The sequence below is a fragment of the Ekhidna sp. genome (assembly GCF_039940915.1).
In the GTDB taxonomy this organism is placed as follows: domain Bacteria; phylum Bacteroidota; class Bacteroidia; order Cytophagales; family Cyclobacteriaceae; genus Ekhidna.
The window spans coordinates 1,081,796-1,108,279 of record NZ_JBDVFO010000001.1 but is presented as its reverse complement, the minus strand read 5'-3'; the positions used below and the strand labels follow the sequence as shown (position 1 = coordinate 1,108,279).

The window sequence follows — 26,484 nt, the reverse complement described above, 5'->3', positions numbered from 1 at the left end:
GCCATTGCCAATAGGATAAATTAACTCACTAACATTTATCCCTATGAAGAAAATCATTGCACTTACATTTATTGTATTGTCGTACGCTGGCTATTCTCAAGAAGAAGGAGTAGTGGAAGCAACGAAAAAAGGAAATCTATTTTTTGAAGTCGGAACCTCAGTCTTTGGAGAAACAGCACTAAAACATGGCAATAGTACTGGTTTTAGTCTTCTATCCTCTGAGGGAACCACTATATACTCAATCGGAGCAGAAGGCGGCTACTTTGTTCAGGACAATACTGCAATTAAAGTCGGTCTTGGGTATTCAGATATTGATTTTTCCAGTTTTTTCACATACAAATTTGGAATCAAGCATTATGCCGGAGGAAACGTTCCTTTGCAAATTGATATTACAGGAGCAACGAATGAAGATCAAGAGTCATTTGGCGGAGGTTCAATCGACACGCCTGACCCACTTTGGTTAGGAGTTCAAATGGGATACGCCGCCTTTCTAAGTGATAATATTACATTCGAACCAACGATTAGATACAATTCAAGTTTGAATAGTGACTTCACTAGTGAAAATCTTCTTGAATTTAAATTCAACTTCGTGATCTTCTTCTAGAAGTTTTTCTCAAAAAACTTACAAAAGTGGGTGATCTCACACTTGTCACATTTGGGAGACCTGGCCAGGCAAACATACCGGCCATGTAAGATCAACCAATGATGCGCTCGTGAGATATATTCCTCCGGAATATGCCTCACGAGTTGTTTCTCAACCTCTAGCGGGGTTTTAGCTGTCTGTGTTACTAGGCCAAGACGTTTGGATACCCGAAAGACATGTGTGTCTACAGCCATTGCAGGCTGATTGAAGAGCACCGAAACTATCACGTTTGCCGTTTTTCTTCCCACACCTTGAAGGGAAGTAAGTTCCTTAATCGTGGTTGGTATCTCCGAATTATACTCCTCTACCAAACGTTTACTCAACGAAAGTAGGTGCTTGGTCTTATTGTTGGGATAAGACACACTCCGGATGTAGGGAAACAATTCATCAAAGTGACTGGCAGCCATGTATTCAGGAGTTGGGAAATCCCGAAATAAGGCAGGCGTAACTTTATTGATCCTTGCATCTGTACATTGTGCACTCAGCACTACAGCAACAAGTAGCTCAAACGGATTAGAATAGTGTAGTTCTGTTTCCGGTTGTGGGTAAGACTCTGAAAAGTACGCTACAAACGCTTCAAATCGCTCCTTCTTAGTCATCGGTTAAAATTAGACAGACTATTACTCATGAACTTAATTTATTACCCTGCTAGCAACATTTCAAGTGCTTTATATTGTCGAATTATCTTTGAGTGCACGATAAGAGTTTTATGTGATGGGAAACATATCCATTTTTATCATTATCGGATTAAGTTTCGCAATCGTTTTTCTTGCTAAGCAAGTGGTTAGTATTGGTCTCAAAAGACCAGTTTCTCTTGCTCCTTTCGTACTCATTTTTATCCTTATAACTGAGCTTTTTTATGGATGGCTATATGCTTCGCATGAAATACTAGTGTATCCCTATCTTGTTCGCATTAACTCCCCATTCTTATACCTCATTGGTCCTGCCTTATATTTTGTCATTCTTGGATACGCAGACCCGAAGCGTAAATGGCAAAAGAATGATGTCTGGCATATCATCCCATTTGTATTGGCCATTTGTTATCTGATTCCATTATACACTTCCTCGACCGATCTGAAAGCAGATTATTTGCATGAGATGTATCAACAACTTGGCTTTGATTCCATTCTTCTTGGGAGTACACGAAGGATTCATCAAGGGGTTTATCTAGGCGTATCTATATTATTGATAACCAAAAAATCAAAATCACTTCATATCCATCGTACGATTAAATCAGCAAAAATGATCGTAGCAGCATTTACTGTACTTTGGGTACTCTCTATTTTCAGGTTTTTCTTCAGTTTCGATCTTCTTTCAGCTCTTATGGACACCATATTGCTTGTTCTTATTGCCATTTATTTGGTTTACAATCAATTGTCCGGGAAGATATACAAGCCTTCAACTCATATTAGGATAGACCCTCATGAGGTAGAACATGCGATGGCAAAAATTGAAGAATTAATGATAAAAGAGAAGCTATTTATTGATCCTCACTTTACAATCAAAGACATGGCAGACAAGTTAGAAATGCCAGTTCCTACAATTTCATTGATTATTAATCGAGGCATGAACGCTAACTTCAATGAATTAATCAATCATTACAAAGTTGAAGAGGCTGTTCGACTACTTGGTAGGACGGACACGCGCCACCTCACTATAGAAGCAATTGCTAAGCAAGCCGGATTTAACAGTACTTCTGCATTCAATGATAATTTTCGAAAAAAAACAGGGCAATCACCAAAAGCCTATCGCAACTAGTTTGCCTAAATAATTATTTAGGCAAACTATGAACTAAAAAAGTCATCCTTAGAGAACATTGGAACGTAAATTCCATCAAAACTCAAATATGAAAAGTTGTTTATTATGCTTTCTTATTACTGCTTCAACAATAGTCTCAGCTCAGTTAAATCATAAGCAAGTAGCACATTTTAGTGATAGTATGGTTCAATATGGGATTAGTTATCCCATGATTCCAGGGGCTTTGTTAAGTGTTGTTAGTTCAGACAGTATCTATCTAAGTCGTGGATATGGATACAGCAATTATGAGGATAAAACTATCAAGACAAATAATGAGACCTTGTTTCAATTGGGTTCTATTGGTAAACTCTTAACGGCTATTGCTGTACTTCAGCAAGTTGAGATGGAATCACTTGATTTGGATAAAAACGTAAACCAGTTTTTACCAAACTGGAAAATAGAAAACCCATATGATCGAGTATTGACCATTGCTGATTTACTAACACACTCTGCAGGATTCAGTGAACACATCATCGGTTACCTTGCCCGAAGTGAACATGAAATCGACCCCATATCCATCCACCTTAAAGATCACATGCCCCGGCTGTTTCAGCCTCCAGGAAGAACCATTAACTATTCAAATTATGGCTATGCACTAGCTGGACATTTGGTCGAGTTATCTTCCGGTCTGCCTTTTGATACATATGTTAGTCAACGGATCTTCGATTCGATAAGTATGGTCAATAGCACATACTATCTGCCAGACAATTACAGAGATCTGCCCAACTATGCACGTGGCTATGAGTGGAGAGATACATTTGAAGAGGTCATCAGCTATCCGAGGCATGCAATACCTGCCGGGAGCATTCTCTCCACAAGTGATGATATGGCACTTTTAATGCAAAGCATGCTTCGTAAAGATCAATCGCTACTCTCTGAGGGATCATACAATGAGATTCTTAATCAACAGTTTAGCAATGATTCGGTGCTTGCGGGCTACACATATGGGATGGAGGTACAAACATTCAACGGTTATCCGGCGGTAGCAAAAGCAGGACAGGTGCCGGGGTTTATTTCAGTTTTAATCCTATTTCCAGGTGATGATTTGGGTATTTTTTTATCAGTTAATACTGAAACAGATAATTTTCTTGAAGAATTTTTCGAAGCATTCAAAGAAAGATTTTTCCCTGTGCAAAATGTAGAATTAGGAGAGAAATTAGAAAATGATGTAAGCGAATATGCAGGGCATTATGGCAATCAACGAACCAACCATGAGTCAATTGAAGAGCTCTTTATTTTGTACCAAGGTCAATTTCAATTTCATGCTTCATCCAATAATACCTTGCTGGCTTATCACAATGGATCCTGGCAGGAATATGTGATGGTAGCAAGGGACAGATTCCAAAACATATCTAACCCCGACCAATTTGTTGTATTTAAGAAGGACAAACAAGGTAAGGTTAATAGCATGCTTAGAAGCGTTCATGTTGGGGGCATTCAAGTGCCTTCAAGCTACGAACGCCTAGGTTGGTTTGAGCGTCCAAGATTTATGAATGATGAATATCCAATATTATTACTGGTTTTAATTTTCTATCCATTGTTACTTCCAGCGTGGCTCATTCTGCGTTTTGTTAGAAGAAAAAAACCCCAGCTATTAATCAAGACAAAAATTCAACCACACTATCATATAGCCGCATTGTTATTCTTTGCACTTTTCTGTTGGAATATTTTTGGCTTTTTTGTTCCGCTACTTCAAGCGAAGGAACAGCTCCTGTTTGGACTAAATCCATCATTGCTATCCATCAGATATGTCAATTGGGTCATGGCAATTTCAGCTGTCGTTCTACTCATTCTTTCCATAATCCTTTGGTATAGGAAGGATGGGAATTGGCTAATTCGGATATTCTATTCAGCCTATAGTTTAGTAGCTACATCGCATATCCTAATGCTACATAGATGGCATTTCTTGAACATTGATTACTAAAAAATTAAAATCCGCCATTGGAAAGAATGTAAGACACAAACATTCTGATCCTTGCTTTGCAGTGGGCTTAGAAACCCGCTAAAACAAGTAGCTCAAACGGATTAGAATATTGTAGTTCAGTTTCCGGTTGTGGGTAAGACTCTGAAGAGTACGCTACGAACGCTTCAAATCACTCCTTCTTGGTCATCGCTTAAAATTAGTGGATAGAATCTGAAATGAATCCAGCATGACATCATTTTAAAAGTCATTCTGAACCTGCCTTCTGCAGGCAGGCTTGTTTTCAGAATCCATTCCTAATTTCTAACAGCTAAGCTTGTTAAGCCGACTCCAAATTTTTAGAAGCATATAGAATTCGTGAAACAACTTCGCTCGGTGCTTTTATAGAAAAAGCGTCCAAAGCAGATTTCGCTTCAGTCAATTCATCCAATTTTGTTCGGAGTTCTATGTCAGCACTCAGCGATTCATTCATCTCTAATCGCTCGTCCTCATTTACCTCGTCGTATAGAAATCTTAATAGGTCATTTTTTGTAAAGGTTTTTGTCATACGCGTTTTGGGTTTGCTCAAATTTCTTTTTCAAGTTTATCAAAGCATACCTCATTCTTCCCAGCGCTGTATTAATGCTTACATCTGTAGCATCTGCGATTTCCTGAAAACTCATCTTCATGTAGTGCCGCATAACTAGCACCTCACGTTGAGATTCAGGTAAATCCTTAATAAAGGCTTTAAGAAGGTTGTAGGTATCTTGTTTTATGTGTTCTTCTTCAATAGACGACTCGGAAAAATCCAGTGTATTAAATACACTACTTCCATCCTCCATCACGATCATTGGATATCGCTTCGCTTTTCTGAAGTGGTCTATGGACAGGTTATGAGCGATTCTAAGAATCCATGGAAGAAATTTCCCCTCCTCATTATACTTGCCAGATTTGATGGTACGTATTGCTTTGATGAAAACCTCTTGCATGAGATCCTCCGCAGTGTACCTGTCTTTTACGATTAAATAGATAGTGGTAAAAACCCTGTCCTTATGACGATTGAGGAGTTCCTCAAATGCCTCTTCGTTTCCTCCAATATAGAGGGATAGCAACTCGCTATCATTCAAACTTGTCTTATTCATGTAATTCACCTGTTTGTTAACGTAGAGGTCTATATCATATTGTATCGTTTTGGGTTTGAAATAATTTAGCGGACAAGAATATAAAATTTGAACAACTCGGAAAAGTAAGCACCCTATTTTTTCAGTGCATAAGATCCGAATCCGTTTGTTAGTGTTTCATAGACAGACGAACCCCTAAAATGGTTGGAAAAATCATCCGAAACGAATCAAAGTGAGTTCCATTTAAGCTCATGCTTTCCATTCAAAAATGACTTCTTATTTCTCCTTCTGAAGAGCCTGAGAAAGGAATGCTAAAACAAGCCCTTGACATAAAAAGGGATGAATTTATCTTTGAAACAATCCTTTTAGGTCCTCGAAGAAGTACATGGCATTTCCTTATCTTACTCCTTCCCTCATGGTGAATCAGGTTGTATTATCCAGGTACTGTTGTCTTGTGTCCTGACCAGCGTATGACGATCGACGACCTTAAATGAACAACAATTTCCTACTTGTATAATACTTCCAATTTTATAATGAAAATCGTAATTATAGATAATATCATCTCCTCCCAACAATAGTGATGCTTTTGAGTTTTCCTTGAAAATAACGAACTCATTACAATTCATTTCGGGATTTACAGAGTTATCACAATTCAGAAAAGCATGAGTGTATCGAACATCAAATTCTATTGGTGGACTTGCTATCTCACGCTCTTTACATGAGGCGAACAGAAAAATTATAACAGTCAATTTCAGAAGTTTGAACATGTTTGAGGTATCTATTTGAACTAAATTTTTAAACTTTACGTGTTGACTGTATACTATTACAATCTAAGTTTGCTTCTCCCTACCGCATGACCAAAAAAATAGACAGTCTCGACCCCAAAGAATACATCATCATAAAAGGTGCCAGGGTGAATAACCTCAAAAACCTTGATGTTGCTATACCTCGCGATCAGCTGGTGGTCATCACGGGGCTGTCCGGTTCTGGCAAATCTTCCCTGGCGTTTGACACCCTTTTTGCAGAAGGTCAAAGAAAGTATGTGGAGAGCTTAAGCTCATACGCTCGGCAGTTTCTAGGTCGAATGGAAAAACCTGAAGTGGACTATATCAAAGGTGTGGCTCCTGCGATTGCTATTGAGCAAAAGGTCTCTTCAAGAAACCCCCGGTCAACTGTCGGCACTACTACAGAAATCTACGATTACCTTAAGCTCCTCTTCGCTAGAATTGGCAAAACCATTTCACCGACTTCTGCCAAAGAAGTAAAAAAAGATACCGTCACAGATGTTGTCGATTATATCCTATCGCACGAGCAGGGATCAAAATTGATGATTACAACGCCACTGAAAAAGAAAGAAAAAAGATCGCTTACCAAGGAATTGGAAATTTTGATGAGTAAAGGGTACACACGTATCCTGATTGGCGATGAAGTCTCATTCATTGAGGACATCCTAAAGTCCAAGGAAAAACCAAAAGATGGAATAGAGATTCTCATTGATCGGGCGGCGGTTCAAAATGATGAAGCCACGCAGTTCAGGTTAGCAGACTCTGTACAAACAGCTTTTTTTGAGGGAGAAGGCGATTGTTTTGTAACAATTGTTGGGAAAGGCAAGAAAAACTTCTCAGACCGCTTTGAACTTGACAATATACTTTTTGAAGAACCTACCGTAAACTTCTTTAGCTTCAACAATCCGTATGGAGCATGCCGCAAATGTGAAGGTTTCGGCAGAGTACTGGGAATAGACCCAGACCTGGTTATCCCAGACCGGAACTTGTCCGTTTACGAAGGAGCCATAGCTCCATGGAAGGGGGAAACCATGAAAAAATGGGCAGAACCATTGCTCCGTGATGGCATTCGATTTGAGTTCCCCATACATCGACCTATAGCAGAACTCACACAAGCAGAATATGATCTTCTTTGGACTGGAAACGAATATTTTGAAGGGTTAAATGCTTTTTTTGCGCACCTCGAATCGAAACTACACAAGATTCAATATCGTGTCATGCTTTCCCGCTACCGAGGCAAAACAACTTGTCCCGATTGCCGCGGAACCAAGTTGAGAAAGGATGCAAGCTATGTGAAAATAGTTGATCATTCCATCACCGATTTAGTGTTGATGCCAGTTAAAAAACTGAAACCCTTTTTCAACGCAATCAAGTTGGACAAGCATGATGAAAAAGTAGCAAAACGCATTCTGGAAGAAATCAAAAATCGCCTCTCATACCTGGATCAGGTAGGACTTGGGTACCTCACACTGAACCGTCTGACAAGTACGCTTTCCGGAGGAGAATTTCAACGAATAAAACTAGCCACTTCACTTGGCAGTGCGCTTGTCGGTTCGATGTACATCCTAGACGAACCAAGTATTGGTCTCCACCCCAGAGATACCGACAGACTCATTGATGTATTGAAAACGTTGAGAGATGTTGGCAATACCGTGATCGTAGTAGAGCATGAAGAAAAAGTGATGGAGGCTGCTGATCAAATCATCGATATTGGACCAGATGCAGGTGTCTTTGGTGGAGAACTTGTCTTTCAAGGTAAAACCTCCGACATGAATGGAGAGACCAATTCTTACACCTCAAAATACCTGCAAGGAAAGGAAAGCATATCCGTTCCTGAGAGACGCAGACCATGGAGATCTTCCGTGCTGATCGAAGGTGCAAGAGAGAATAATCTTAAAGATTTAAATGTAGAAGTACCACTTGGTGTACTTACGGTTGTTACGGGTGTAAGTGGTTCAGGGAAGTCTACTCTTGTTCGAAAAATCATCCATCCGGCTATTGGAAAGCAACTGGGACTCATTGGTGAAGCCTCCGGGAAATTCACTAACCTAACAGGTAATTATAAAAAAATCACCCAGGTAGAATTTGTCGATCAAAACCCAATCGGGAAGAGTTCGCGATCCAACCCCGTCACATATGTGAAGGCCTATGATGCGATCCGCCAACTTTTTTCAGATCAACCGCTTTCTAAAACCAATGGCTTCAAGCCCGCTCACTTCTCATTCAACGTAGATGGAGGAAGATGTGAAGTTTGTGAAGGAGAAGGGACAGTAAAAATCGAAATGCAGTTCATGGCCGACCTTCACCTCACCTGTGAAAACTGTGGTGGCCAGCGTTTCAAAAAAGAAATTCTGGAAGTAAAGTATAACGACAAGCACATTGCGGAAGTCCTGGATCTTTCCGTTCAGGAAGCCATTGAGTTTTTTGCTGGCAACAATGCAATCACAAACAAACTTCAACCCCTCTTTGACGTGGGGCTGGGCTATGTAAAGCTGGGGCAGGGATCAAACTCCCTGAGTGGTGGAGAGGCTCAGCGAGTAAAACTCGCCAGCTTCCTATCAAAGGGAAGCAAGAGCAATAATACAGACCACATTCTTTTCATCTTCGATGAACCCACCACTGGCCTTCACTTTCATGACATCAAGAAACTGCTGGACGCCATCAATGCGCTTGTAAATGCCGGTAATTCAGTTGTAATTATTGAACATAACACTGAGGTGATTAAAAACGCAGATTGGATCATCGATCTCGGTCCGGAAGGCGGGGAAGAAGGAGGCACCGTGTGCTTTGCAGGGTTACCTGAGGATATGATCAAGCTCAAGGATAACTACACAGCTCAGTACCTGAAAGAGAAACTTTAGAATCAAGAAGTTTCAATTAAATACTTCCTCATGCGATGATTGATGCTGCCAACATTGGGCGTATCGTTGGGGTTGCCTTCAATAATACCAGACAAAAACCCGATACACTTTTCTTCAAAGCCAAGGGCCCTTGCTATTTTTTCACTGAATTTAATTTCGCTTAGCAAAACCTTACCATCGATCTTCATGAGCTTCACGGTATAAATCAGTATATCAATTTTATCGTCAAAGTTGAGGTCTTTAATCAGTGTTCCGGTCTTATCAGCGCTCTGGAGAAGCTCTTTCAGCTCTTTCATACTTAAGCCTTCAAGGCTTGCCAGGTGGCGAATAAAATCTTTTTCAGAACTATCAAAGTCACCGTCAGCCTGTGCTATGCCAACCAGTGCTCTGAATTTCACAATATCTTTCATAGATCAAATAGGTTTTGATACTACAAGGTCATAAGAATTAGTTTCTTATTATCTACAACCAAGTGAGAAATTGATGAGTTGCAGATCTATATCGATTAATTCAGTGATATTTTCACTTAAGAGAGTAGGAATTCCTTTAAGTTCAGGCCACGTACTCCCTCATTTTGGTTTGAATCGTAGCCCAGTTGGGTGATACACTTTTGTCTTTGTGGACCGCATCGGATAAGAACTCAATCGACTTAGCATCGAACCCAAATATTCTAGCCATCATTTCACAAAACTTAATTTCGCTAAAAAAGACCTTCCCATCCGCTTTCATGATCTTGACTAAGTCAGCAAGGATTTCAATCTTACCAGCTAGATCCAAATTAAAGGCAACAGGCTTCTTTACCTCCTTACTGTTCTGCGCTTCTTCCATTAATTGCGCCAGTATTGAATCATCCATTTGATGATCCTTTGCAAGTTCTTTGAGAAGCATCATCTCCTCCTTATCTAGCTTATGATCGATAAGCGCCATTCGAATCAATGCTCGAAATTTTTCCTCTTTGTTCATATGAAATGCTGGTCGGTTTCATACAAATTGACTCATTTAATCACAGACATAAAATGCGTGTTAGTATCAGAAATCTCTAGGCTTTTTTACTAACCGAATGTTGTTTAATCAATCATCAAAATAAGCACTCAACTTCTTCATATTCTCTTCATTGACCTCCACATCATACTTGATTCGACCAGCTTCAATGAGAATGACCCGATCACAAGATTCTGCAATATTCTGTAAGTTATGACTCGAAACAATCACGCACCTTCCTTCTTCTTTTTGTGCACGGATCAACTTCCTCAATTTAGCCTGAGAGGTAGGATCCAGATGCGCGAAAGGCTCATCCATAATCATGTATTTTGGATCTCCTGCAAGCAGGGATAATACCCCAATTCTCACTTTGGTTCCCGTCGATAAGTCACGGATGTATTTCTTGTTTTCATCAATGTCTTTATTCGAAAATTCAGCATACTTAGCCAGCAGCTCTTCCATCTCAAACTGCGAGTTTTTCATCTTAAGAATGAACGTCAGGTATTCTTTGGGCTTCAAAAATTCAATTAGAAAAGATTCATCAATGAACGCATTCAAATGATTTTGCCAATCAGCTGAAATATTTACATGCTCACCCTCCACGGCAACAAATCCAGTATCGGGCTTTAGCAAGTCAAGAACAGATTTAAAAAAAGTAGTCTTACCTGCCCCATTATTTCCTACAATGCCCACACACTCTCCGGGGTGGATTTCCAAATCTTCGATGTTAAGTGCAGCAACACCATTAAAGGATTTTCTGAGATTTTGAATTTTTATCATGCCTTAAAACTTTGAGATAAATGATACTTTCGTGCGTGGTACTTTTGAGCAACAAGGTTGGTGATGGGCTTAAAAAACAACAAGCCTGTGATGCCCATCAGCCCAAGTAGGTAAATAGCATTTTGATCAAAAAATGCCTGCCCCAACCCATAAATGAAAAGAGGCAACAAGGTTACCAGAAAACTGCTAACGAAAATTGGGCCCGTCATCATGCCATTGTAATTCATGAATGAATTTTCAGTCAGAACTATTTTGGTACTATTCAAGGTGGATCGATACAACACCAGCGGAATAGTTACGCCAATATTGTACAAAAACAACATGAATAGACTCATCCAGCTGAGTCCGTTAATCATGGTCGGAATGGAGGCCAAAATCAGACCTATGATACAAGTGCCTGCATAAAACAGGTACCTTGTTTTAATGAAGACCTTTGGTGAAATATTAGTAATCAAAAAATCAAAATAACTTCCCTCCCAACCCAATGAATAAACACCATGTTGAATGATAAAAAAGCCCGTTGTAATAAAAAAGATCAGCGTGCCTATCATCCATTCCGTTTCACCGTCGACAAGAAATGGGAGAAACAAAATACTTATGAGTCCCAGCAGCAAATTGCTTCTTGTGCGCTTATTTCTTACAAGCAGTGCCCACTCCAGCTGAAACACTGGATTCTTAAAACTCAGAACAGGTAACGATTCTAGAAGCCCCAATTTACCTTCCTTCTCATGCACCTCTCTTTGTTCTATAGCACTCCGCACCAGTCGATATGCAACAAGCAGACTAACCAACAGAAAAACGCCAGCAATGATGGGATTCAGCAGGTTTTGTGCAATCGGAAGGGCAGGAATGAGCCATTGAACAAGAAGAATGAGCAAAATAGCACCTACGATAAGTCCTCTAAACCTTTGATGAGCAAACTGAGAGATCAACCCTATGAAATGATTAGCTTCCCACCATACCATTACGGAAAGTAGTCCTGGCAGCCCAAGCCATTCATTTGCTTTATAAGCCACAGCCAGCACTGAGATCATGAGAATAAAAGGAAGGATGCCAAAAAGCGAAGTAAATAAATACTGAGTGGCAATTTCCTTCGAAGCATTACTCCACAATACGTAGTACTTCAGTTTGGGTAGCGGTCGTCGAAACACCAACCGCATACCCAAGTCGAAAAAAAGATAGGTCATCAAAAACAGCCAGTAGTTTGTCTCGGACTGGGAAAAGAAGAAACTGGTAGATTCAGCGTAAGGCTCAAGCTGATCATAGGTCATCGATATAGAGCTGCCAAACAAAATCGCCAAAATAAAAAACGCAAATACTTCCCCATCAAATGAGGTGCTCCTGACGATTGATTGATAATGATGGCGTATGTAGAAAAATTTCATTCAAAACATGTTTTAAAGCGAGAATGCCTCTCGGTTAGTATCATTGCACTTGTAAAACTTACAAAGGAAATGAGAAAAAATATCGTAGCAGGAAACTGGAAGATGAATTGCACCCTCCCGGAGGGAAAAAAATTAACCTCTGAGGTAATTCATATGGTCGAAGATGAAGTAAAAAATGATGCTCACGTCGTACTGATCCCACCCTTTACACACCTCTCCAGCATTCATAGCTTAATTGGTTCCTCAAACAAAGTTTTGCTGGGTGCTCAAAACTGCCACCAAAGTAAAAGTGGCGCATTTACCGGTGAAATCTCCGCGGATATGCTTGCATCAGTTGGTGTCACTCATGTTATTTTGGGTCATAGCGAACGTCGAGAATATTTTGGCGAAAGTGATGAACTACTTGCTCAAAAAGTGAAATTTGTTTTGGACAACGACCTCACTCCCATATTTTGTTGTGGTGAAAAACTAGAGGTTCGAGAATCTGGAGCACATGAAAAGCTAGTGGGGGATCAGGTAGCAAAAGCATTATTCAATCTTTCACCTGACGAAATTAAAAAAGTAGTCATCGCTTACGAACCTGTCTGGGCCATTGGAACAGGTGTAACTGCCTCTGCCGGACAGGCACAAGAGATGCACGCTTTCATACGAAATCAAATTGCCTTCAAATACGATCAATCACTCGCGGAGGAAATCTCTATCCTATACGGAGGAAGCGTGAAGCCAGACAATGCCAAGGAAATCTTCTCTCAACCTGATGTAGATGGCGGATTGATCGGTGGAGCAAGCCTCAAATCACGTGACTTTACCAACATCGTAAAAGCATTCGATTGATGGAATTCATTACCATCAAGGTGACCTGCCCTTCAGAGCTTATTGATGTTTTGATTGCTGAACTATTCGAAGTTGGGTTCGATTCGTTTCAGGAGTTTGAGTCCGGTTTCGAGGGCAGTTGCGAGCACGCTCAATTTGATGAGGAAAAGGTGACGGTGATATTTAATTCATATCCCAATGTCTCGTTTGTAATCAAAGAACAAGAGAAAGTAAACTGGAATGAAGAATGGGAAAAAAACTACGATCCTATCATCGTGGGCTCAAGCTGCATTGTTAGGGCTTCATTCCATGAAGCACAGCCTCAGTTCCAATACCAGATTGTAGTCACTCCCAAAATGTCTTTTGGAACGGGCCACCATGCCACCACTTATCAGGTATTGGATTACCAAATGACCTTGGATCATCAAGGAAAGAAAGTACTGGATGTTGGCACTGGGACGGGAATTTTAGCAATCATGGCACAAAAGCGTGGTGCTTCATCCATCACCGCCACCGACATAGATGAATGGTGCATAGAAAATAGTAAGGAAAATTTTTCGTTGAATGACGTAGAAGACGTGAGTTTAATACAAGGTCAGATTTCCGAAGTAAATGCTTCAGGTTTTGATATCATCATAGCCAACATCAATAAGAACGTGCTATTGGATCAAATCAAGGACTATGCCGGCAGACTTGTCGAGGGAGGTCAGCTCATTTTGAGCGGATTTTATGAACAGGATGTAAAAGATCTGGAAGTTGAAACCGGGAAACATGGGTTGGAAAAACTGAAAACAACCACCAGAGATAAATGGGCAATGCTCGTTCTGAATAAACTCTCCGTCTAAAACAAACGTCTAATTGACAATACAGTGAGGACTTATAAATATCTTTAACGCTATATGCGCTCGCTTTTAATTTCAGTTTTAATGCTTGTACTAGCAATAAGTACAACGCACGCTCAGCGATTTTCCGATGACAAAACGGAATTTCGGGGGCAAGCTATTGCTAGACTGAAAGGCATTGGCACAGAGTCAGCCAACAAAATTGCGTACGATTTTCAAAATGCCTGGGATGGGAAATTCACCTCAGCACAGCAAGACAGAGCTCATCAAATCGCACTCACAATGCAAAAAAAGGGATATACTTTTTATCCCTATTTCTACCACTTTTTCACCTATCTAGCCTATTCTGTTGCTCAAGAAAACCTTCAGAGAGATCAGCTAGATAATGTTTTGGAGATCAATGAACAAGTCGTTCGGACGCTCAGCAAATCAGAATACAAAGAATTTCTCTTTGGACTCAACATCTACTTTGCTAGACGTTACCTAAGCCTTGACAAAAACCTGGCTGTGCAAGCGTCGGGAGGAGCTTACGAATTCAAACTTCTGGATGAATACATCGACCTAGACCCTCAAGAAGTAATTGAAGAGGAGCCAGTCACTGATGATTCAGTAATCTTAATAACAGAAGATGAAATGCCAGAGATTGTGGATGAATCTACAGATGATTCGTGGGGAAACAGTAGTTGGGGGGATACGGACGACTCCTGGAGCACCGATGACAGTTGGGGGGACTCTGATGATTCATGGAGCAGTGATGATAGCTGGGGAGATTCCGATGATTCGTGGGGGAACGATAGTTGGGGATCAGAACCTGAAGCAAAAGAAGAAGAACCAAAGCCAGTACGGCCAAGCTATGCACCCTCCATCACAGATTATCTTACCTTAAAACAATACCAATATGTCCACCCTGAGTTGGAAGGCCCGGTTATAGAGCTCATAGGAGCAAGGACTGTTCTTTCCACGTCCTACGACTCATTAAGAATTAAGAACTTGAACGGTTCTTTCATGCTCAAAAACCGGACGCTCGTAGGAACACAAGGATCAATCGACTGGCCTGCCTTGAATGCAAAATTCCGTGGAGCAGTAATACAACTTAAAGACTTTCACATAAAGAAGGATAGATCTGATTTTTGGACACCAAATGCCACATTACAGTTTGATAAACTTGCTGGCACTGGTCAGGTAGAAGGTGTTTTTGAATTTAGAAGCACAGCTAGGCCTCCACGTGTACTAAATAGCTTCCCCATCTTTACCTCAAACAAGGCGGATCATACAATAAAACTAAGTGACGATAAACTCAGCTATACCGGAGGGATACAGCTCAAAGGAAATAAGCTGTACGGAAAGTCGATCTCCAGAGAACTCGGCACATTGAAAATCTTGGATGGCCGTGGCAACACCGTTATTCTAAAATCAAAAGAGTTTTTCTTAGGTGACTCACTGGTTTCGATGAACAGCGGCTCGATTACCATTCTTCATGGAAGCGATTCGATTGTACATAGGTCAGTAAGAGCAAAGTTTGATATCAATACACGAGAACTATTAGCGCTTCGTAACTCTACCCTTACACCATACAAGTCTTCCTACTTCGACCTTTCTATGAATGTTGACTTGATTGCTTGGAACATGGAAGTCGATTCTATTTCCATGGAAATAATGAATGGTAAAGATTTGCTTCCAGCCACTTTTGAATCAGAAGATTTTTTTGACCTTATTCGATACAAGAAAATTGGAAGGTTCCTGGATTTCCATCCAATCAATGCCGCTGTTTTCTATGCACGTAAATTTAACCTGGAAGAATTTTATGTAGGAGAGCTGGCTCAAGCATATGGAATTGATGAACGGTTTGCTCAAGGTGCAGGAAAAGTACTCTCACAATACGGATTTGCAGATTATGATGCGTCTACCGGATTTTTGAAACTTCACCCAAAAGCGTTTCTATATTACGACGCTTCAGCAGAAGCTGTGGATTTTGATAACCTAATGGTTCCTTCCAAAATCAAAGATGGAGCCAATGCATATATCCAACTAGACAGTGGAAAATTGAAAGTCAGAGGAGTAAGTCGGTTTTACCTGACTACCGATTTTAAAATTTATGGAGAACCTCAAGACAGCACCTTGACCTTGCTAAAAGGCCGGAATATTGAGTTCGATGGCATGATGCACGCGGGAGATTTTCAATACAAGGGAGTGGGTCATCAATTTGATTACGAAGAGTTCATTGTGAACATGCCACAAATTGACTCCATGAGATTAACGGTTCCGTTAAGAGATTCTACCAATGCAGACGCAGGCTTTGAAACGGCGACTTTGCAAAACGAACTTACTGAGACCTCAGGCACACTGCATATCAATCAAAGCAACAATAAATCTGGAGTTGTCGAAAACAGAAGATACCCATACTTCAATTCAGATAGTGAAGCGGTGGTCTACTTTGATGGGAAGGAAATACTTAATGGAGCATACGATAAGTCTGTCAGGTTCATCATCCCTCCTTTTGAAGTGGATAGCATCGAAAGAGAAGATGGAGAAAGCATCAGCTTTGAAGGAACCTTTAACTCCGGAGGGATATTCCCCACCTTCCCTGAAACGCTTCATGTACAAGAAGACCGTTCGCTAGGTTTTAAGCATCAAATTCCGACAGAGGGATATAACCTCTATGGAACTGAGGCAAAAACCTATGAAGAAATCCGCCTGAGTAGCAAAGGCATGAGAGGCTATGGTCAAATAGATTTTCTAACGACAACCATCTACTCTAACGACTTCATCTATTACCCCGACTCAGTAACAACAGATGGAACAGGTGGTGTGATTTCTCCAGGAAACTATAAAGGAGCCAGCTATCCCGAAGCTGTGATTGGCACCTACGATATGTATTGGCTACCAAGGAAAGATAGTATGTATCTAAGAACAGTAGGAGTGCCGTTTAAATTCTACAACGCCACAGCGGAACTCACTGGAGAAGTCAACATCACAACGAAGGGTGTATATGGTGGTGGCACCATGCTTACACGTGGATCCAAGTCCGTTTCTTCAGAGCTGAGCTTTAAGGAGCTTGAGTATGGTGCAAGGCATGCACAGTTTGAAGTGTTGACGGATGATCCAGAAAAGCCCGCCATGGCTGGAGATGATATACGTCTTGACTTTGACCTCACCAACAATACCGCTAAAATTAGACCGGAAAGAATAGGTGTTGCTGCTATTTCATTTCCATACGCACAAATGAAAACATCGATCACAGAAGCCGTTTGGGATTTGGAAGACTCCGTGGTGACCATGACAAAGCCGGAGCATATACCAATTGAAGATTCCTACTTTTTCACTACACGGGAAGACCTGGATTCCCTCGCTTTTAATGCAGAAAAAGCCATCTATGATATAAATACACAAGAACTCAATGTGCAGGGAATTCCATTCATTACCGTAGCTGACTCCAAGATAATTCCAGAAGGCAACGAGACAACCATTTTGGCAAATGCCGTTCTCCAAGAGTTCAAAAATGCAGAAATCATTATTGACACGCTAAATGGATATCATTACCTGGATCGCGCGAATATTCGAGTGATTTCAAGATTAAAATTCGAAGGTAATGCCTTCTACCAGCAGATTGTAGGCACCGATACATTCGATATTCGTTTCGATAGTTTCGAGTTGCAAGAGGTTCCCGTCGGAGAACCAGATCGTAAAGGCAATTACGAGCAGAGACTCATGACTGTCTCTGGTGGAGAGGTAATGGAAAGTCAGAATGTTGTTATTTCCCCTGGTTTCTTTTACAAAGGCTCGGTCACGATGTATGCGTCTAAGCCAGCACTAGAGCTTGGAGGATACGTCAAGCTGGACATGTCTGATCCTGCATATGATTATTGGGTACAATTCAACCGAAAAGAAGGGGAAAGAGACGTTTCACTCCCATTCGATAATGCGCTTCTGGAAAGCGGAGAAGTTGTGCGTTCAGGCATTCACATGAATGTAAGGGATGAGCTCTATACGACATTTGTGGAGTCCAAAGCAAACAGCTCAGATCTTGATTTCTTCCTTGCCAAGGGAAACCTGACCTATACAGATTCTACGCAAATGTATCGGATAGAAAATCTTGATAAAACAAGTGGCATATCGTACCAAGGCCATACCATGCTTTACATTGACAGCACAAAATCTGTGGTTTTTGAAGGAAAAGCTCAATTTATCAATCCGATAAACACGCAGATCAAAATGGATGCCTCCATTCTTGGTGTGGGTAACAGAGAATCAAACGAATACACAGCTGATGCTATGATAGCTCTGGATTTTCCTGACGCTCCTTCTGGCTCATTCGACATAATGGCATCAGATCTTATTGAGATAATCGAACGCATCGGTCCGGCACCTGCCAATGATATTTCTCTTGAAATGCTCTATAAACTGGCCAACCTGACTAGCGATGCTACCGCAAAGCAGTACGAACAGTCCAGCTTAAAAGACTACACCTCTCTGGCTTCCGTATCAAGAGACCTAGAGAGACAGCTTTTGATTACAGGCGTAAAAATGAAATGGGATCAAGATCAGAAAGCATGGCATAACACCACCAAGCTAGGCATCTCTAATATCTATCAGAATGACCTCAATGCGAAGTTGGATGGATTTCTGGAAGTCAAAAAAGATGAATCCGGAGCAGAGGTTGTTAACCTTTTCATTCAGGCAGCTCCTGGGATCTGGTATTATATCGGCTATACGTTCAATCAGCTAGTACTCTATTCCTCCAATACTGAATTTAATGAGCTGATAAAATCTAAATCGAATGTAGAAAGCTCTAAGCCTGGAGAAATGATTATTGCAATGGGTACAGAAACAGAGACCTTAACATACATAAATGCTTTCAGGCTCAATTACTTCGGCATTAAAGAGCCTTACAATCTCATCTCTCCAGACGATGTAAACGTAGAAGACGAAAACTTCGATACCATTCAGGAAGATGATGAAGATGATGGTTTTGGGTTCGAGTAGCAACCTTTAGTTGCCAACGAGTGTGCAGAGCAATACATCCTTAGTTAAGTTTGCCAAAAAATATACCTATGAGCGCTATATCCTATATCGAAGAACACAAAGAACAATTCCTTTCTGAATTATTGGACTTACTTCGCATCCCATCAGTAAGTGCCGATTCAAAATTTGCCGGTGATGTAAGGCAAGCCGCTCAATTTCTTAAAGAACGCTTCGATGATCTCGGAACGCATGTGGAAATATGCGAGACCGCAGGATATCCAATTGTATATGCAGAACATATCAAAGACCCAAGCCTACCTACCGTATTGGTCTATGGTCATTACGATGTTCAGCCTGCCGATCCATACGAGCTTTGGGATTCGCCCCCATTTGAGCCTGTAGTAAAGAATGAAAAAATCTACGCGCGCGGCTCAGCAGATGACAAAGGTCAGGTATACATGCACGTAAAGGCTTACGAGGCACTCATCAAAACAGACAGCCTTCCCTGCAATGTAAAATTCATGATTGAAGGAGAAGAGGAAGTTGGGTCTGAAAATCTTGAACTATTTGTTCGTGCAAACAAGGAAAAGCTAGCTGCTGATGTAATCCTCATTTCCGATACGTCAATCCTCAGCAATGATACGCCTTCCATCACCGTTGGTCTTCGGGGGTTGAGCTATATGGAAGTAGAAGTAACTGGGCCAAACCGAGACCTGCACTCAGGTACGTATGGTGGAGCAGTTGGCAACCCAATCAATACTTTGTGCCAAATGATCGCTTCCCTTCAAAATGAAAAAGGCGAGATCACCATTCCTGGCTTCTATGATAAAGTGGAAGTTCTTTCGGAAGAGTACCGAAAGAAAATGAATGAGGCTCCTTTCGACTTAGACGAATACAAAAAGCATTTGGACATAAATGCCGTAAAGGGAGAGGAAGGATATACGACGATAGAGCGCACAGGCATCCGACCAACACTGGATGTGAATGGTATCTGGGGTGGCTATATTGGTGAAGGTGCCAAAACAGTACTTCCATCAAAAGCTTATGCTAAGATTTCAACAAGGTTGGTTCCAAATCAAAACAGTCAAGAGATTACAGACCTTTTCACCAAGCATTTCGAAAGCATTGCTCCGGAGCATGTAAAAGTGAAAGTTACACCTCATCACGGAGGAGAGCCATCTGTTATTCCAACAGATTCAATTGGATACAGGGCAGCTTCAAGAGCTATGGAAAAGACATGGGGGAAAGAACCTATTCCAACACGGGAAGGTGGAAGTATCCCGATAGTAGCCTTATTTCAGGATGTACTCAATTTAGACTCCATTTTGATGGGATTTGGCCTCAATGAAGATGCCATTCACTCTCCAAATGAAAGCTATGGGCTATTCAATTATTACAGAGGTATTGAAACGATTTCTCATTTCTATCAGTTTTTCACTGATATGTCCAAATCATAATCAATGAAAAAAGCGTTTCTTCTTTCATATTTTGCTTTAATAGGGCTCGCCACTTTTGGTCAGATTCTTAAGCCCATCAGTTGGGATGTGAAACTTTCGAATACTTCTCCCAATGTGGGCGATGAAATTGAGATCCTATTCAAGGCCTCCATTGAAGAAGATTGGTACCTCTATTCATCTGATTTTGATCCTGACCTGGGGCCCCAGGTGACTCAGTTTTTCTTTGTTGAAAATGATTCCTACGAATTATTGGACAGCATAGTAGCTGTAGGCCCAAAACGGAAATATGATTCCATAGTCTGGCTTGGTGAATACACCTATTTTAAAAAAGAAGGATTATTCAAACAAAAAATTCGAATACTTAAAGAAGACCTTCGCATTGAAGGGAACTACATGTACCAAGTTTGTACAGATGTAGATGGCAAGTGCATCCCCTTTGATGATGAATTTTTACTTGGAAATACGGCCAAGGCCTCATCTGATCAAAAAAAAAAGCAAGAACTAAGTCAGGATTCTAGTCTCTGGTCTATCCTCATTACTGCATTCCTTGCTGGGTTGGTTGCCCTACTTACTCCATGCGTCTATCCGATGATACCTATTACGGTATCTATTTTTTTAAAACAAAGTAAGAGCAAAGGAGAGGGAATTTCGAAAGCCTTAATCTATGGACTCTCCATCATTGTGTTCTTCAGCCTTCTTGGCTTCCTTATTTCGTTTATTTGGGGATTTACTGCCCTGAATGAACTCAGCACTCATTGGCTATTCAATATGATCATCTTCTCGGTGTTCATTCTTTTTGCGCTTTCATTCTTTGGCCTCTTTGAAATTACCCTTCCTTCAGGGTTAGTCAACAAAATCGATCGTCAAGCGGACAGAGGTGGCTTAATTGGCATCTTCTTCATGGCCATAACACTTGTGCTCGTTAGCTTTTCGTGCACATTTCCCATCGTTGGCACCGCACTGATAAATACGCTTAGCGGCGGAAGCATTTTAGAAGGAACAATGGCCATGTTTGGATTCTCACTAGCATTCGCAATCCCGTTTACTGGTTTCGCCATATTTCCATCTTGGCTCAAATCCATACCGGAATCTGGCGGGTGGCTCAATTCAGTAAAAGTAGTGCTTGGGTTTTTAGAGCTGGCACTAGCACTGAAGTTCCTAAGTGTTGCAGACCTTGCCTACCACTGGGGACTTTTAGATAGAGAAGTTTTTATTGCGCTTTGGATTGCAATTTTTGGGCTGCTAGGGCTGTACCTGATTGGTAAGCTTAAACTTAAAAGTGATCCGGATTCTGATAAAATATCTGTTGCAAGGTTAGTACTTGCGGTTGCTACATTTTCTTTCGTCGTATCACTAATCCCCGGCCTTTGGGGTGCTCCTCTTAAATCCCTTTCCGGATTTCTTCCTCCCATGGCCACTCATAACTTTAACCTCTTGAAAGAAGAAGCAGGGGGCAATACCTGTGAAGAACCCATCTACGATGACATCCTCCATTGGCCACATGGACTCAGCGGATATTTTAAGTACGAGCAAGCATTGGAATGCGCGAAAGAACAAGGCAAACCGGTTTTCATTGATTTCACTGGACATGGCTGTGTCAACTGTAGAGAAATGGAACAACGTGTATGGTCTGATCCGGAAGTACTGAAAAGATTGAGTCAAGATTTCGTTCTAGTTGCCCTCTACGTAGATGATCGTACCAAATTACCAGAAAGCGATTGGTATAAATCATCGTATGATGGTAAAACCAAAAAGACCATTGGCCAACAAAATGCCGACTTTCAGATCACCCAATTCAATAATAATGCACAGCCATATTACGTAATCATCAATGAAGACGGAGAGAAGCTTATAGCGCCAAAAGCCTATGATCTTGACGTATCTGCTTTCGTTAATTTTCTGGATAAGGCCTTGGAAAACCATCGAAATGACGCAGTTTTGTAGCGTCATCAAGCTAACTACATGGGAAAAACGAGGATTTGGCTGGTAATAACCGGGCTAACCATCGCGCTTATTTCGTTCTTATATTTTCAAGCCCCGTTCGCTGAAGAGGAAGACACTATTGCCGAAATCGAAATAGACTCAACACTCTTCCACATTCCCACGCTTTACTACGGATACCCAATAGATTCTTTCGAAGTTTCTGAAGGAAAGGTAAGATGGAATCAAAATCTCTCAGAGATTCTTTCAAAATTCAACATTTCCTTTCAAGAAATTCATACGCTTGCGGAAAATGCCAGAGACGTTTACGATGTGCGGAAATTAAAAGCGGGTTCCACCTATTCAATCATTCACGATACTGATTCCTTAAAAACGGCACGCCAGTTCATTTTTGAGCCGTCTCCTACCGAATATGTAGTCTACAACCTTGCTGATACGATTTATGCTGAACTTCAAAAGAAAGAAGTGAAAGTATCTGAAACAAGACTTGCCGCTGAAATCAACTCTTCTGTCTACAATGCGATTCTAGATCAAGGAGCCTCCCCCTTATTAGTCCACCAGTTGGTAGATGTTTTTGCCTGGCAAGTTGACTTTTTTAGAATTGCCAAAGGAGATAAGTTTAAACTCATTTTCGAAGAAGAAACAGTAGATGGGGAAACCGTAGGAATCAAAAGTATCAAAGGCGCCTACTTCGAACATTGGGGAAAACCCTATTATGCCATAGCATATCCAACCGGAGAGAAACTAGACTTCTTTGATGAACAGGGCAATAGTTTGAGAAAAACGCTTCTGAGAGCTCCACTCGATTATTCCAGAATAAGCTCCAGGTTTTCACTTAGAAGATTTCATCCAGTCCAAAAAAGATACAAAGCACATCTGGGCACGGACTATGCAGCTCCCACGGGCACTCCTATTCGTACCGTCGGAGATGGAGTCGTGTTGGAGGCTCGTTACCACGGAGGCAACGGAAACTATGTAAAAATCAAGCACAACAGTAATTACACCACCCAGTACCTACACATGTCTAAGATTGCCAAAGGAATCCGTCCTGGCGTGAAAGTAAAACAAAGACAGACCATAGGTTTTGTGGGCAGTACCGGGCTTGCCAATGGACCGCACCTTTGCTTTCGTTTTTGGAAAAATGGACGACAGGTAGATGCACTAAAAATAGACCTTCCTTCTTCGAGTGGAATAGATGCAACAGAAATCGCCGAATTCAAGATCTTTAGTGATTCTGTTAAAAACGTCTTAGATAGTATCGAAATGATAGAAAAAGAGCCACTGTTGGCCAAGATACCGTCGAAAAAAGAAGATACTCCTAATCCATAAATAGGGGCACTTTATCCTATTCTTGGACCGAAACGACAAAGTATTCTTTAGTTTTTGCATTTATTTGAGTTATTTTGGCCTAAATCATCCAAAAATCAAATGCGAAAAACTTATTTGATTACCATTTTTTCGCTCGCCTTCGTTACCGCCACCCAAGCTCAGGTCTCAAATGATGCCTTAGTAAGGGTTTATGGTAAAATTCTGAAAGCTCAGGATTCTACCCCCGTTGTAGGAAATATCCTCTACGAAAAGCTTCCGTATTATGATGATATGGGAATGGCCTCTGCTAAAGAAGATGGTTCATTCGAAATTCAGTTAGTTCAGGGGGAAACTTACAACTTTTCGGTTACTAAGGGCGGGTTCCATAAGTATACGCAAGAGCAAAAAGTTACAGGAAATCAAGAATTCAATATTTACATTGAAGAAGATATAATTGAGCTTAGAAAGCTTGAAAATCTCATTTTTGCAAGAGGCAGTGATCAAATCTCACCAAGCTCTTACTCGGAGCTCAACGAACTAGCTATTTGGTTAAACCAAAACTCTTCCATAATCATTCAGCTGGAAGGACACACAGATTTTGCAGGAAATCCAGATGCCAATATGCGGCTCTCTGAAGCTCGTGTAATTGCTGTTCAAGAATACCTCATTGATCAAAAAGTGAAAAAAAGCAGAATTTTCACAAAAGCTTTTGGAGGTAGTCAACCAGTAACGCAGGAACGAACTGATGAGGCTAAAGCGCTCAACAGAAGAGTGGAAGTAAGAGTTATCCGTCGTTAATAAAAGACCCATGAAAAAAATCCACCTTATTACAATTGGCTTGCTGGCCATAATTACTGCCAAAGGGCAAGAAACAGTAGCTTGGGGAACTCAGGTTGTTGATGTTTCCTCCGAATTCTCCCCTTATGAGTTTTCGGCAATACAAACATTGCATAGACCAAACGTGCTACCAAATGGGGGAGAGAATCCAAATTCCTGGAGACCAAAAAGCAAAGACAAAGAAGAATTTGTCATGGTCTCCTTCAGTACACCCATAAAAGCGAAGCAAGTGGCTATTGCAGAATCGGAAAATCCGGGTGCCGTCAAGGCTGTATACGGGTATGATGCCGACTATAATGAGTACACCCTTTTTGAACTCACACCTCGTGACTTACCGATTGAATCAAGGCTTCTTAATTTATTTTTTGAAGTCACTCCTTACGAAATACACGCAATTCGCGTTGTTTTAGATTGTAGCGTTTCAGATGGTTACAATGCGATTGATGCCATTGGTATTTCAGCTTCCAATATCCCAATCAATGTTTTGCTAAACCTGGCTGCAGGAGTAAATAGTGAAGTAGATGCTGAAAAATTGAGCACCAATGTGAATAGTGATTATGTAGAACATAGTCCGATAATTTCACCAGATGGCAAAAAACTCTATTTTTCTCGTCAGTTTCATCCAGACAATGTAGGTGGAGTTAATGACGCGGAAGACATATGGGTTTCCGAGATGGATGAAGAAACAGGAGAGTGGTTGCCGGCAAAAAATATCGGTGCTCCATTAAACACAAAAGGACCAAACTTCATAAGCTCCATCAGTGCTATTGGAGATAAGGAAGTTTTGATCCTTGGAAATAGGTATGGCAAAAAAGGAAGAATGTATACGGGAGTATCCATGTCTACCAGGGAAGGTGAGACTTTCGCTGACCCATCAGACATAGAAATTGAGAATGAATATAATTACTCTCCCAATGCTGATTTTTTCTTAGTCCCTGGTGGAAACGCCATGATAATGTCAGCGGAAAGAGACGACACATATGGCTCTAGAGATCTTTATGTATCATTTAAGAAGAAGGACGGAACATGGAGTGAACCGAAGAATCTCGGTAGTGATATCAACTCTCTTGGAGAAGACGAATCGCCTTTCATGGCAGAAGATGGACGAACACTCTACTTCTCCTCAGACGGATACACTGGGTATGGTGGGTCCGATATCTATGTTTCTTTTAAGCTTGATGATACATGGACACGCTGGTCTGAGCCAGAAAATCTAGGCCCAGGAATAAATAAAGAAGGAGATGATGAATACTTCAGTATCCCTTCAACTGGTCAAAATCTGTATTTCACACGAGGTGAAAAAGGTGAGGATACGGACATTTTTACTTTCAAAGTAGAAGATTTGTTCTCCGACAAAGTAGAATCGCCTCTTACATCTTCAGTAGAGCACCTGGTACCAAAAGACATTATTGCGACTGTTTCTGGAACGGTCCTAGATGCGAAAACAGAAGAACCTGTCAGTGGTGCAACAGTCTTGATCGAACGACTTCCTGATGGACTTGACATTGGTCATGCTGCTACCGATGAGACGGGTACGTTCAATTTCACGGTACAGGGCGGATGGCAATATGGTCTGGTTGGTGAAGCCGAGGGATATATTTCTGAAACGGAGCGCCTTGACTTTATTGAATTAAAGAAATCAGATACGGTAGAGAAATTCATCCGAATTTTCCCAATTCAAAAAGGAGAAACTATCGAATTGAAAAATATTTTCTTTGACTTCAACAAGTCCAACATAAAAACGGCTTCATATCCGGAACTCAATCGAGTTTTGGACTACCTAAAAGACGGTACCATAGAAAAAATTTCCGTTGCTGGCCATACGGATAGCGTGGGCGATCCTAATTATAACATGGCGCTTTCGGGAAGGCGAGCCAAGGCCGTCATGGATTATTTCATAAAAAATGGAATTAGCAGAGATCGACTTTCATACAAAGCGTATGGAGAAAGTCAGCCAAAAGTATCCAACGATACTCCAGAAAATCGGCAGAAAAATCGACGCGTTGAATTTGTCATTGAATAATTTGACATAAAATGAATTACCTAAGAAGTCAGCTTTCGAGCTGACTTT

At 41.0% G+C, this 26,484-nt stretch carries 19 protein-coding genes; 12 read left to right on the top strand and 7 right to left on the bottom strand.

Features of this window, described 5'->3' with window-relative positions:
• The first annotated feature begins 43 nt into the window (after positions 1-43).
• Positions 44-604 carry a hypothetical protein gene (locus tag ABJF57_RS05075; protein ID WP_462230567.1) on the top strand — a complete coding sequence of 187 codons (561 nt, stop codon included), beginning with the start codon at positions 44-46 and terminating at the stop codon, positions 602-604.
• On the opposite strand, the gene nth is transcribed toward ABJF57_RS05075, so the two are convergent.
• Positions 601-1,242, bottom strand: coding sequence for an endonuclease III (gene nth / locus ABJF57_RS05070; protein WP_462230569.1), 642 nt, complete (start codon positions 1,240-1,242; stop codon positions 601-603). The two genes, ABJF57_RS05075 and nth, sit on opposite strands and share 4 nt — an antisense overlap.
• 115 nt (positions 1,243-1,357) lie before the next feature.
• Between nth and ABJF57_RS05065 the strand changes: the two genes are divergently transcribed.
• Positions 1,358-2,401, top strand: a complete 1,044-nt coding sequence (locus tag ABJF57_RS05065; RefSeq protein ID WP_462230571.1) for a helix-turn-helix domain-containing protein — start codon at positions 1,358-1,360, stop codon at positions 2,399-2,401.
• Between the two features lie 88 nt (positions 2,402-2,489).
• Positions 2,490-4,364 carry a serine hydrolase domain-containing protein gene (locus ABJF57_RS05060; RefSeq protein ID WP_462230573.1) on the top strand — a complete coding sequence of 625 codons (1,875 nt, stop codon included), beginning with the start codon at positions 2,490-2,492 and terminating at the stop codon, positions 4,362-4,364.
• A gap of 316 nt (positions 4,365-4,680) precedes the next feature.
• Here ABJF57_RS05060 and ABJF57_RS05055 read toward each other — a convergent pair whose 3' ends face one another.
• Positions 4,681-4,908: an anti-sigma factor gene (locus tag ABJF57_RS05055; RefSeq protein ID WP_462230575.1), complete on the bottom strand. Its 228-nt coding sequence runs from the start codon at positions 4,906-4,908 to the stop codon at positions 4,681-4,683.
• Positions 4,883-5,482, bottom strand: a complete 600-nt coding sequence (locus ABJF57_RS05050; protein ID WP_462230577.1) for an RNA polymerase sigma factor — start codon at positions 5,480-5,482, stop codon at positions 4,883-4,885. The genes ABJF57_RS05055 and ABJF57_RS05050 overlap by 26 nt, the downstream gene beginning before the upstream one ends.
• Positions 5,483-6,314: 832 nt before the next feature.
• Here ABJF57_RS05050 and uvrA point away from each other — a divergent pair.
• Positions 6,315-9,107 (top strand): excinuclease ABC subunit UvrA, encoded by a 2,793-nt coding sequence (gene uvrA, locus ABJF57_RS05045; RefSeq protein ID WP_462230579.1) that lies wholly within the window; start codon positions 6,315-6,317, stop codon positions 9,105-9,107.
• Positions 9,108-9,109: 2 nt separating this feature from the next.
• On the opposite strand, the gene ABJF57_RS05040 is transcribed toward uvrA, so the two are convergent.
• The 4 genes from ABJF57_RS05040 to ABJF57_RS05025 all read right to left on the bottom strand — a co-directional run bounded on the left by ABJF57_RS05040 (position 9,110) and on the right by ABJF57_RS05025 (position 12,253).
• Entirely contained in the window at positions 9,110-9,517 is a 408-nt protein-coding gene (locus ABJF57_RS05040) for a tellurite resistance TerB family protein (RefSeq protein ID WP_462230581.1), read from the bottom strand.
• Positions 9,518-9,659: 142 nt separating this feature from the next.
• Entirely contained in the window at positions 9,660-10,070 is a 411-nt protein-coding gene (locus ABJF57_RS05035) for a tellurite resistance TerB family protein (protein WP_462230583.1), read from the bottom strand.
• Positions 10,071-10,178: 108 nt separating this feature from the next.
• On the bottom strand, positions 10,179-10,868 hold the full coding sequence (locus tag ABJF57_RS05030) for an ABC transporter ATP-binding protein (RefSeq protein WP_462230584.1): 690 nt from the start codon (positions 10,866-10,868) through the stop codon (positions 10,179-10,181).
• Positions 10,865-12,253, bottom strand: coding sequence for a DUF5687 family protein (locus ABJF57_RS05025; RefSeq protein WP_462230586.1), 1,389 nt, complete (start codon positions 12,251-12,253; stop codon positions 10,865-10,867). Before ABJF57_RS05025 ends, ABJF57_RS05030 begins: the two co-directional genes overlap by 4 nt.
• A gap of 69 nt (positions 12,254-12,322) precedes the next feature.
• Between ABJF57_RS05025 and tpiA the strand changes: the two genes are divergently transcribed.
• The 8 genes from tpiA (at position 12,323) to ABJF57_RS04985 (ending at position 26,436) form a co-directional block, all read left to right on the top strand.
• The gene (tpiA, locus tag ABJF57_RS05020) at positions 12,323-13,087 is read left to right on the top strand and encodes a triose-phosphate isomerase (protein WP_462230588.1); all 765 of its coding nucleotides are present in this window, start codon (positions 12,323-12,325) and stop codon (positions 13,085-13,087) included.
• Positions 13,087-13,911 (top strand): 50S ribosomal protein L11 methyltransferase, encoded by an 825-nt coding sequence (prmA, locus tag ABJF57_RS05015; protein WP_462230590.1) that lies wholly within the window; start codon positions 13,087-13,089, stop codon positions 13,909-13,911. Before tpiA ends, prmA begins: the two co-directional genes overlap by 1 nt.
• An 81-nt stretch (positions 13,912-13,992) precedes the next feature.
• Positions 13,993-18,891: a hypothetical protein gene (locus tag ABJF57_RS05010; protein ID WP_462230592.1), complete on the top strand. Its 4,899-nt coding sequence runs from the start codon at positions 13,993-13,995 to the stop codon at positions 18,889-18,891.
• Between the two features lie 68 nt (positions 18,892-18,959).
• The gene (locus tag ABJF57_RS05005; RefSeq protein ID WP_462230594.1) at positions 18,960-20,327 is read left to right on the top strand and encodes a dipeptidase; all 1,368 of its coding nucleotides are present in this window, start codon (positions 18,960-18,962) and stop codon (positions 20,325-20,327) included.
• 3 nt (positions 20,328-20,330) lie between these two features.
• On the top strand, positions 20,331-22,271 hold the full coding sequence (locus ABJF57_RS05000; protein ID WP_462230596.1) for a protein-disulfide reductase DsbD family protein: 1,941 nt from the start codon (positions 20,331-20,333) through the stop codon (positions 22,269-22,271).
• Positions 22,272-22,289: 18 nt separating this feature from the next.
• Positions 22,290-23,597, top strand: coding sequence for a peptidoglycan DD-metalloendopeptidase family protein (locus ABJF57_RS04995; protein WP_462230598.1), 1,308 nt, complete (start codon positions 22,290-22,292; stop codon positions 23,595-23,597).
• 99 nt (positions 23,598-23,696) lie between these two features.
• Entirely contained in the window at positions 23,697-24,374 is a 678-nt protein-coding gene (locus tag ABJF57_RS04990; RefSeq protein WP_462230600.1) for an OmpA family protein, read from the top strand.
• 10 nt (positions 24,375-24,384) lie between these two features.
• Positions 24,385-26,436: an OmpA family protein gene (locus ABJF57_RS04985; RefSeq protein WP_462230602.1), complete on the top strand. Its 2,052-nt coding sequence runs from the start codon at positions 24,385-24,387 to the stop codon at positions 26,434-26,436.
• Positions 26,437-26,484: the final 48 nt, after the last annotated feature.

What these genes read in the sequence shown, in the direction of transcription:
- ABJF57_RS05075 (WP_462230567.1), top strand. Translation starts at nt 44, where the DNA reads ATGAAGAAAATCATTGCACTTACATTTATTGTATTGTCGTACGCTGGC.
- nth (WP_462230569.1), bottom strand. Translation starts at nt 1,242, where the DNA reads ATGACTAAGAAGGAGCGATTTGAAGCGTTTGTAGCGTACTTTTCAGAG.
- ABJF57_RS05065 (WP_462230571.1), top strand. Translation starts at nt 1,358, where the DNA reads ATGGGAAACATATCCATTTTTATCATTATCGGATTAAGTTTCGCAATC.
- ABJF57_RS05060 (WP_462230573.1), top strand. Translation starts at nt 2,490, where the DNA reads ATGAAAAGTTGTTTATTATGCTTTCTTATTACTGCTTCAACAATAGTC.
- ABJF57_RS05055 (WP_462230575.1), bottom strand. Translation starts at nt 4,908, where the DNA reads ATGACAAAAACCTTTACAAAAAATGACCTATTAAGATTTCTATACGAC.
- ABJF57_RS05050 (WP_462230577.1), bottom strand. Translation starts at nt 5,482, where the DNA reads ATGAATAAGACAAGTTTGAATGATAGCGAGTTGCTATCCCTCTATATT.
- uvrA (WP_462230579.1), top strand. Translation starts at nt 6,315, where the DNA reads ATGACCAAAAAAATAGACAGTCTCGACCCCAAAGAATACATCATCATA.
- ABJF57_RS05040 (WP_462230581.1), bottom strand. Translation starts at nt 9,517, where the DNA reads ATGAAAGATATTGTGAAATTCAGAGCACTGGTTGGCATAGCACAGGCT.
- ABJF57_RS05035 (WP_462230583.1), bottom strand. Translation starts at nt 10,070, where the DNA reads ATGAACAAAGAGGAAAAATTTCGAGCATTGATTCGAATGGCGCTTATC.
- ABJF57_RS05030 (WP_462230584.1), bottom strand. Translation starts at nt 10,868, where the DNA reads ATGATAAAAATTCAAAATCTCAGAAAATCCTTTAATGGTGTTGCTGCA.
- ABJF57_RS05025 (WP_462230586.1), bottom strand. Translation starts at nt 12,253, where the DNA reads ATGAAATTTTTCTACATACGCCATCATTATCAATCAATCGTCAGGAGC.
- tpiA (WP_462230588.1), top strand. Translation starts at nt 12,323, where the DNA reads ATGAGAAAAAATATCGTAGCAGGAAACTGGAAGATGAATTGCACCCTC.
- prmA (WP_462230590.1), top strand. Translation starts at nt 13,087, where the DNA reads ATGGAATTCATTACCATCAAGGTGACCTGCCCTTCAGAGCTTATTGAT.
- ABJF57_RS05010 (WP_462230592.1), top strand. Translation starts at nt 13,993, where the DNA reads ATGCTTGTACTAGCAATAAGTACAACGCACGCTCAGCGATTTTCCGAT.
- ABJF57_RS05005 (WP_462230594.1), top strand. Translation starts at nt 18,960, where the DNA reads ATGAGCGCTATATCCTATATCGAAGAACACAAAGAACAATTCCTTTCT.
- ABJF57_RS05000 (WP_462230596.1), top strand. Translation starts at nt 20,331, where the DNA reads ATGAAAAAAGCGTTTCTTCTTTCATATTTTGCTTTAATAGGGCTCGCC.
- ABJF57_RS04995 (WP_462230598.1), top strand. Translation starts at nt 22,290, where the DNA reads ATGGGAAAAACGAGGATTTGGCTGGTAATAACCGGGCTAACCATCGCG.
- ABJF57_RS04990 (WP_462230600.1), top strand. Translation starts at nt 23,697, where the DNA reads ATGCGAAAAACTTATTTGATTACCATTTTTTCGCTCGCCTTCGTTACC.
- ABJF57_RS04985 (WP_462230602.1), top strand. Translation starts at nt 24,385, where the DNA reads ATGAAAAAAATCCACCTTATTACAATTGGCTTGCTGGCCATAATTACT.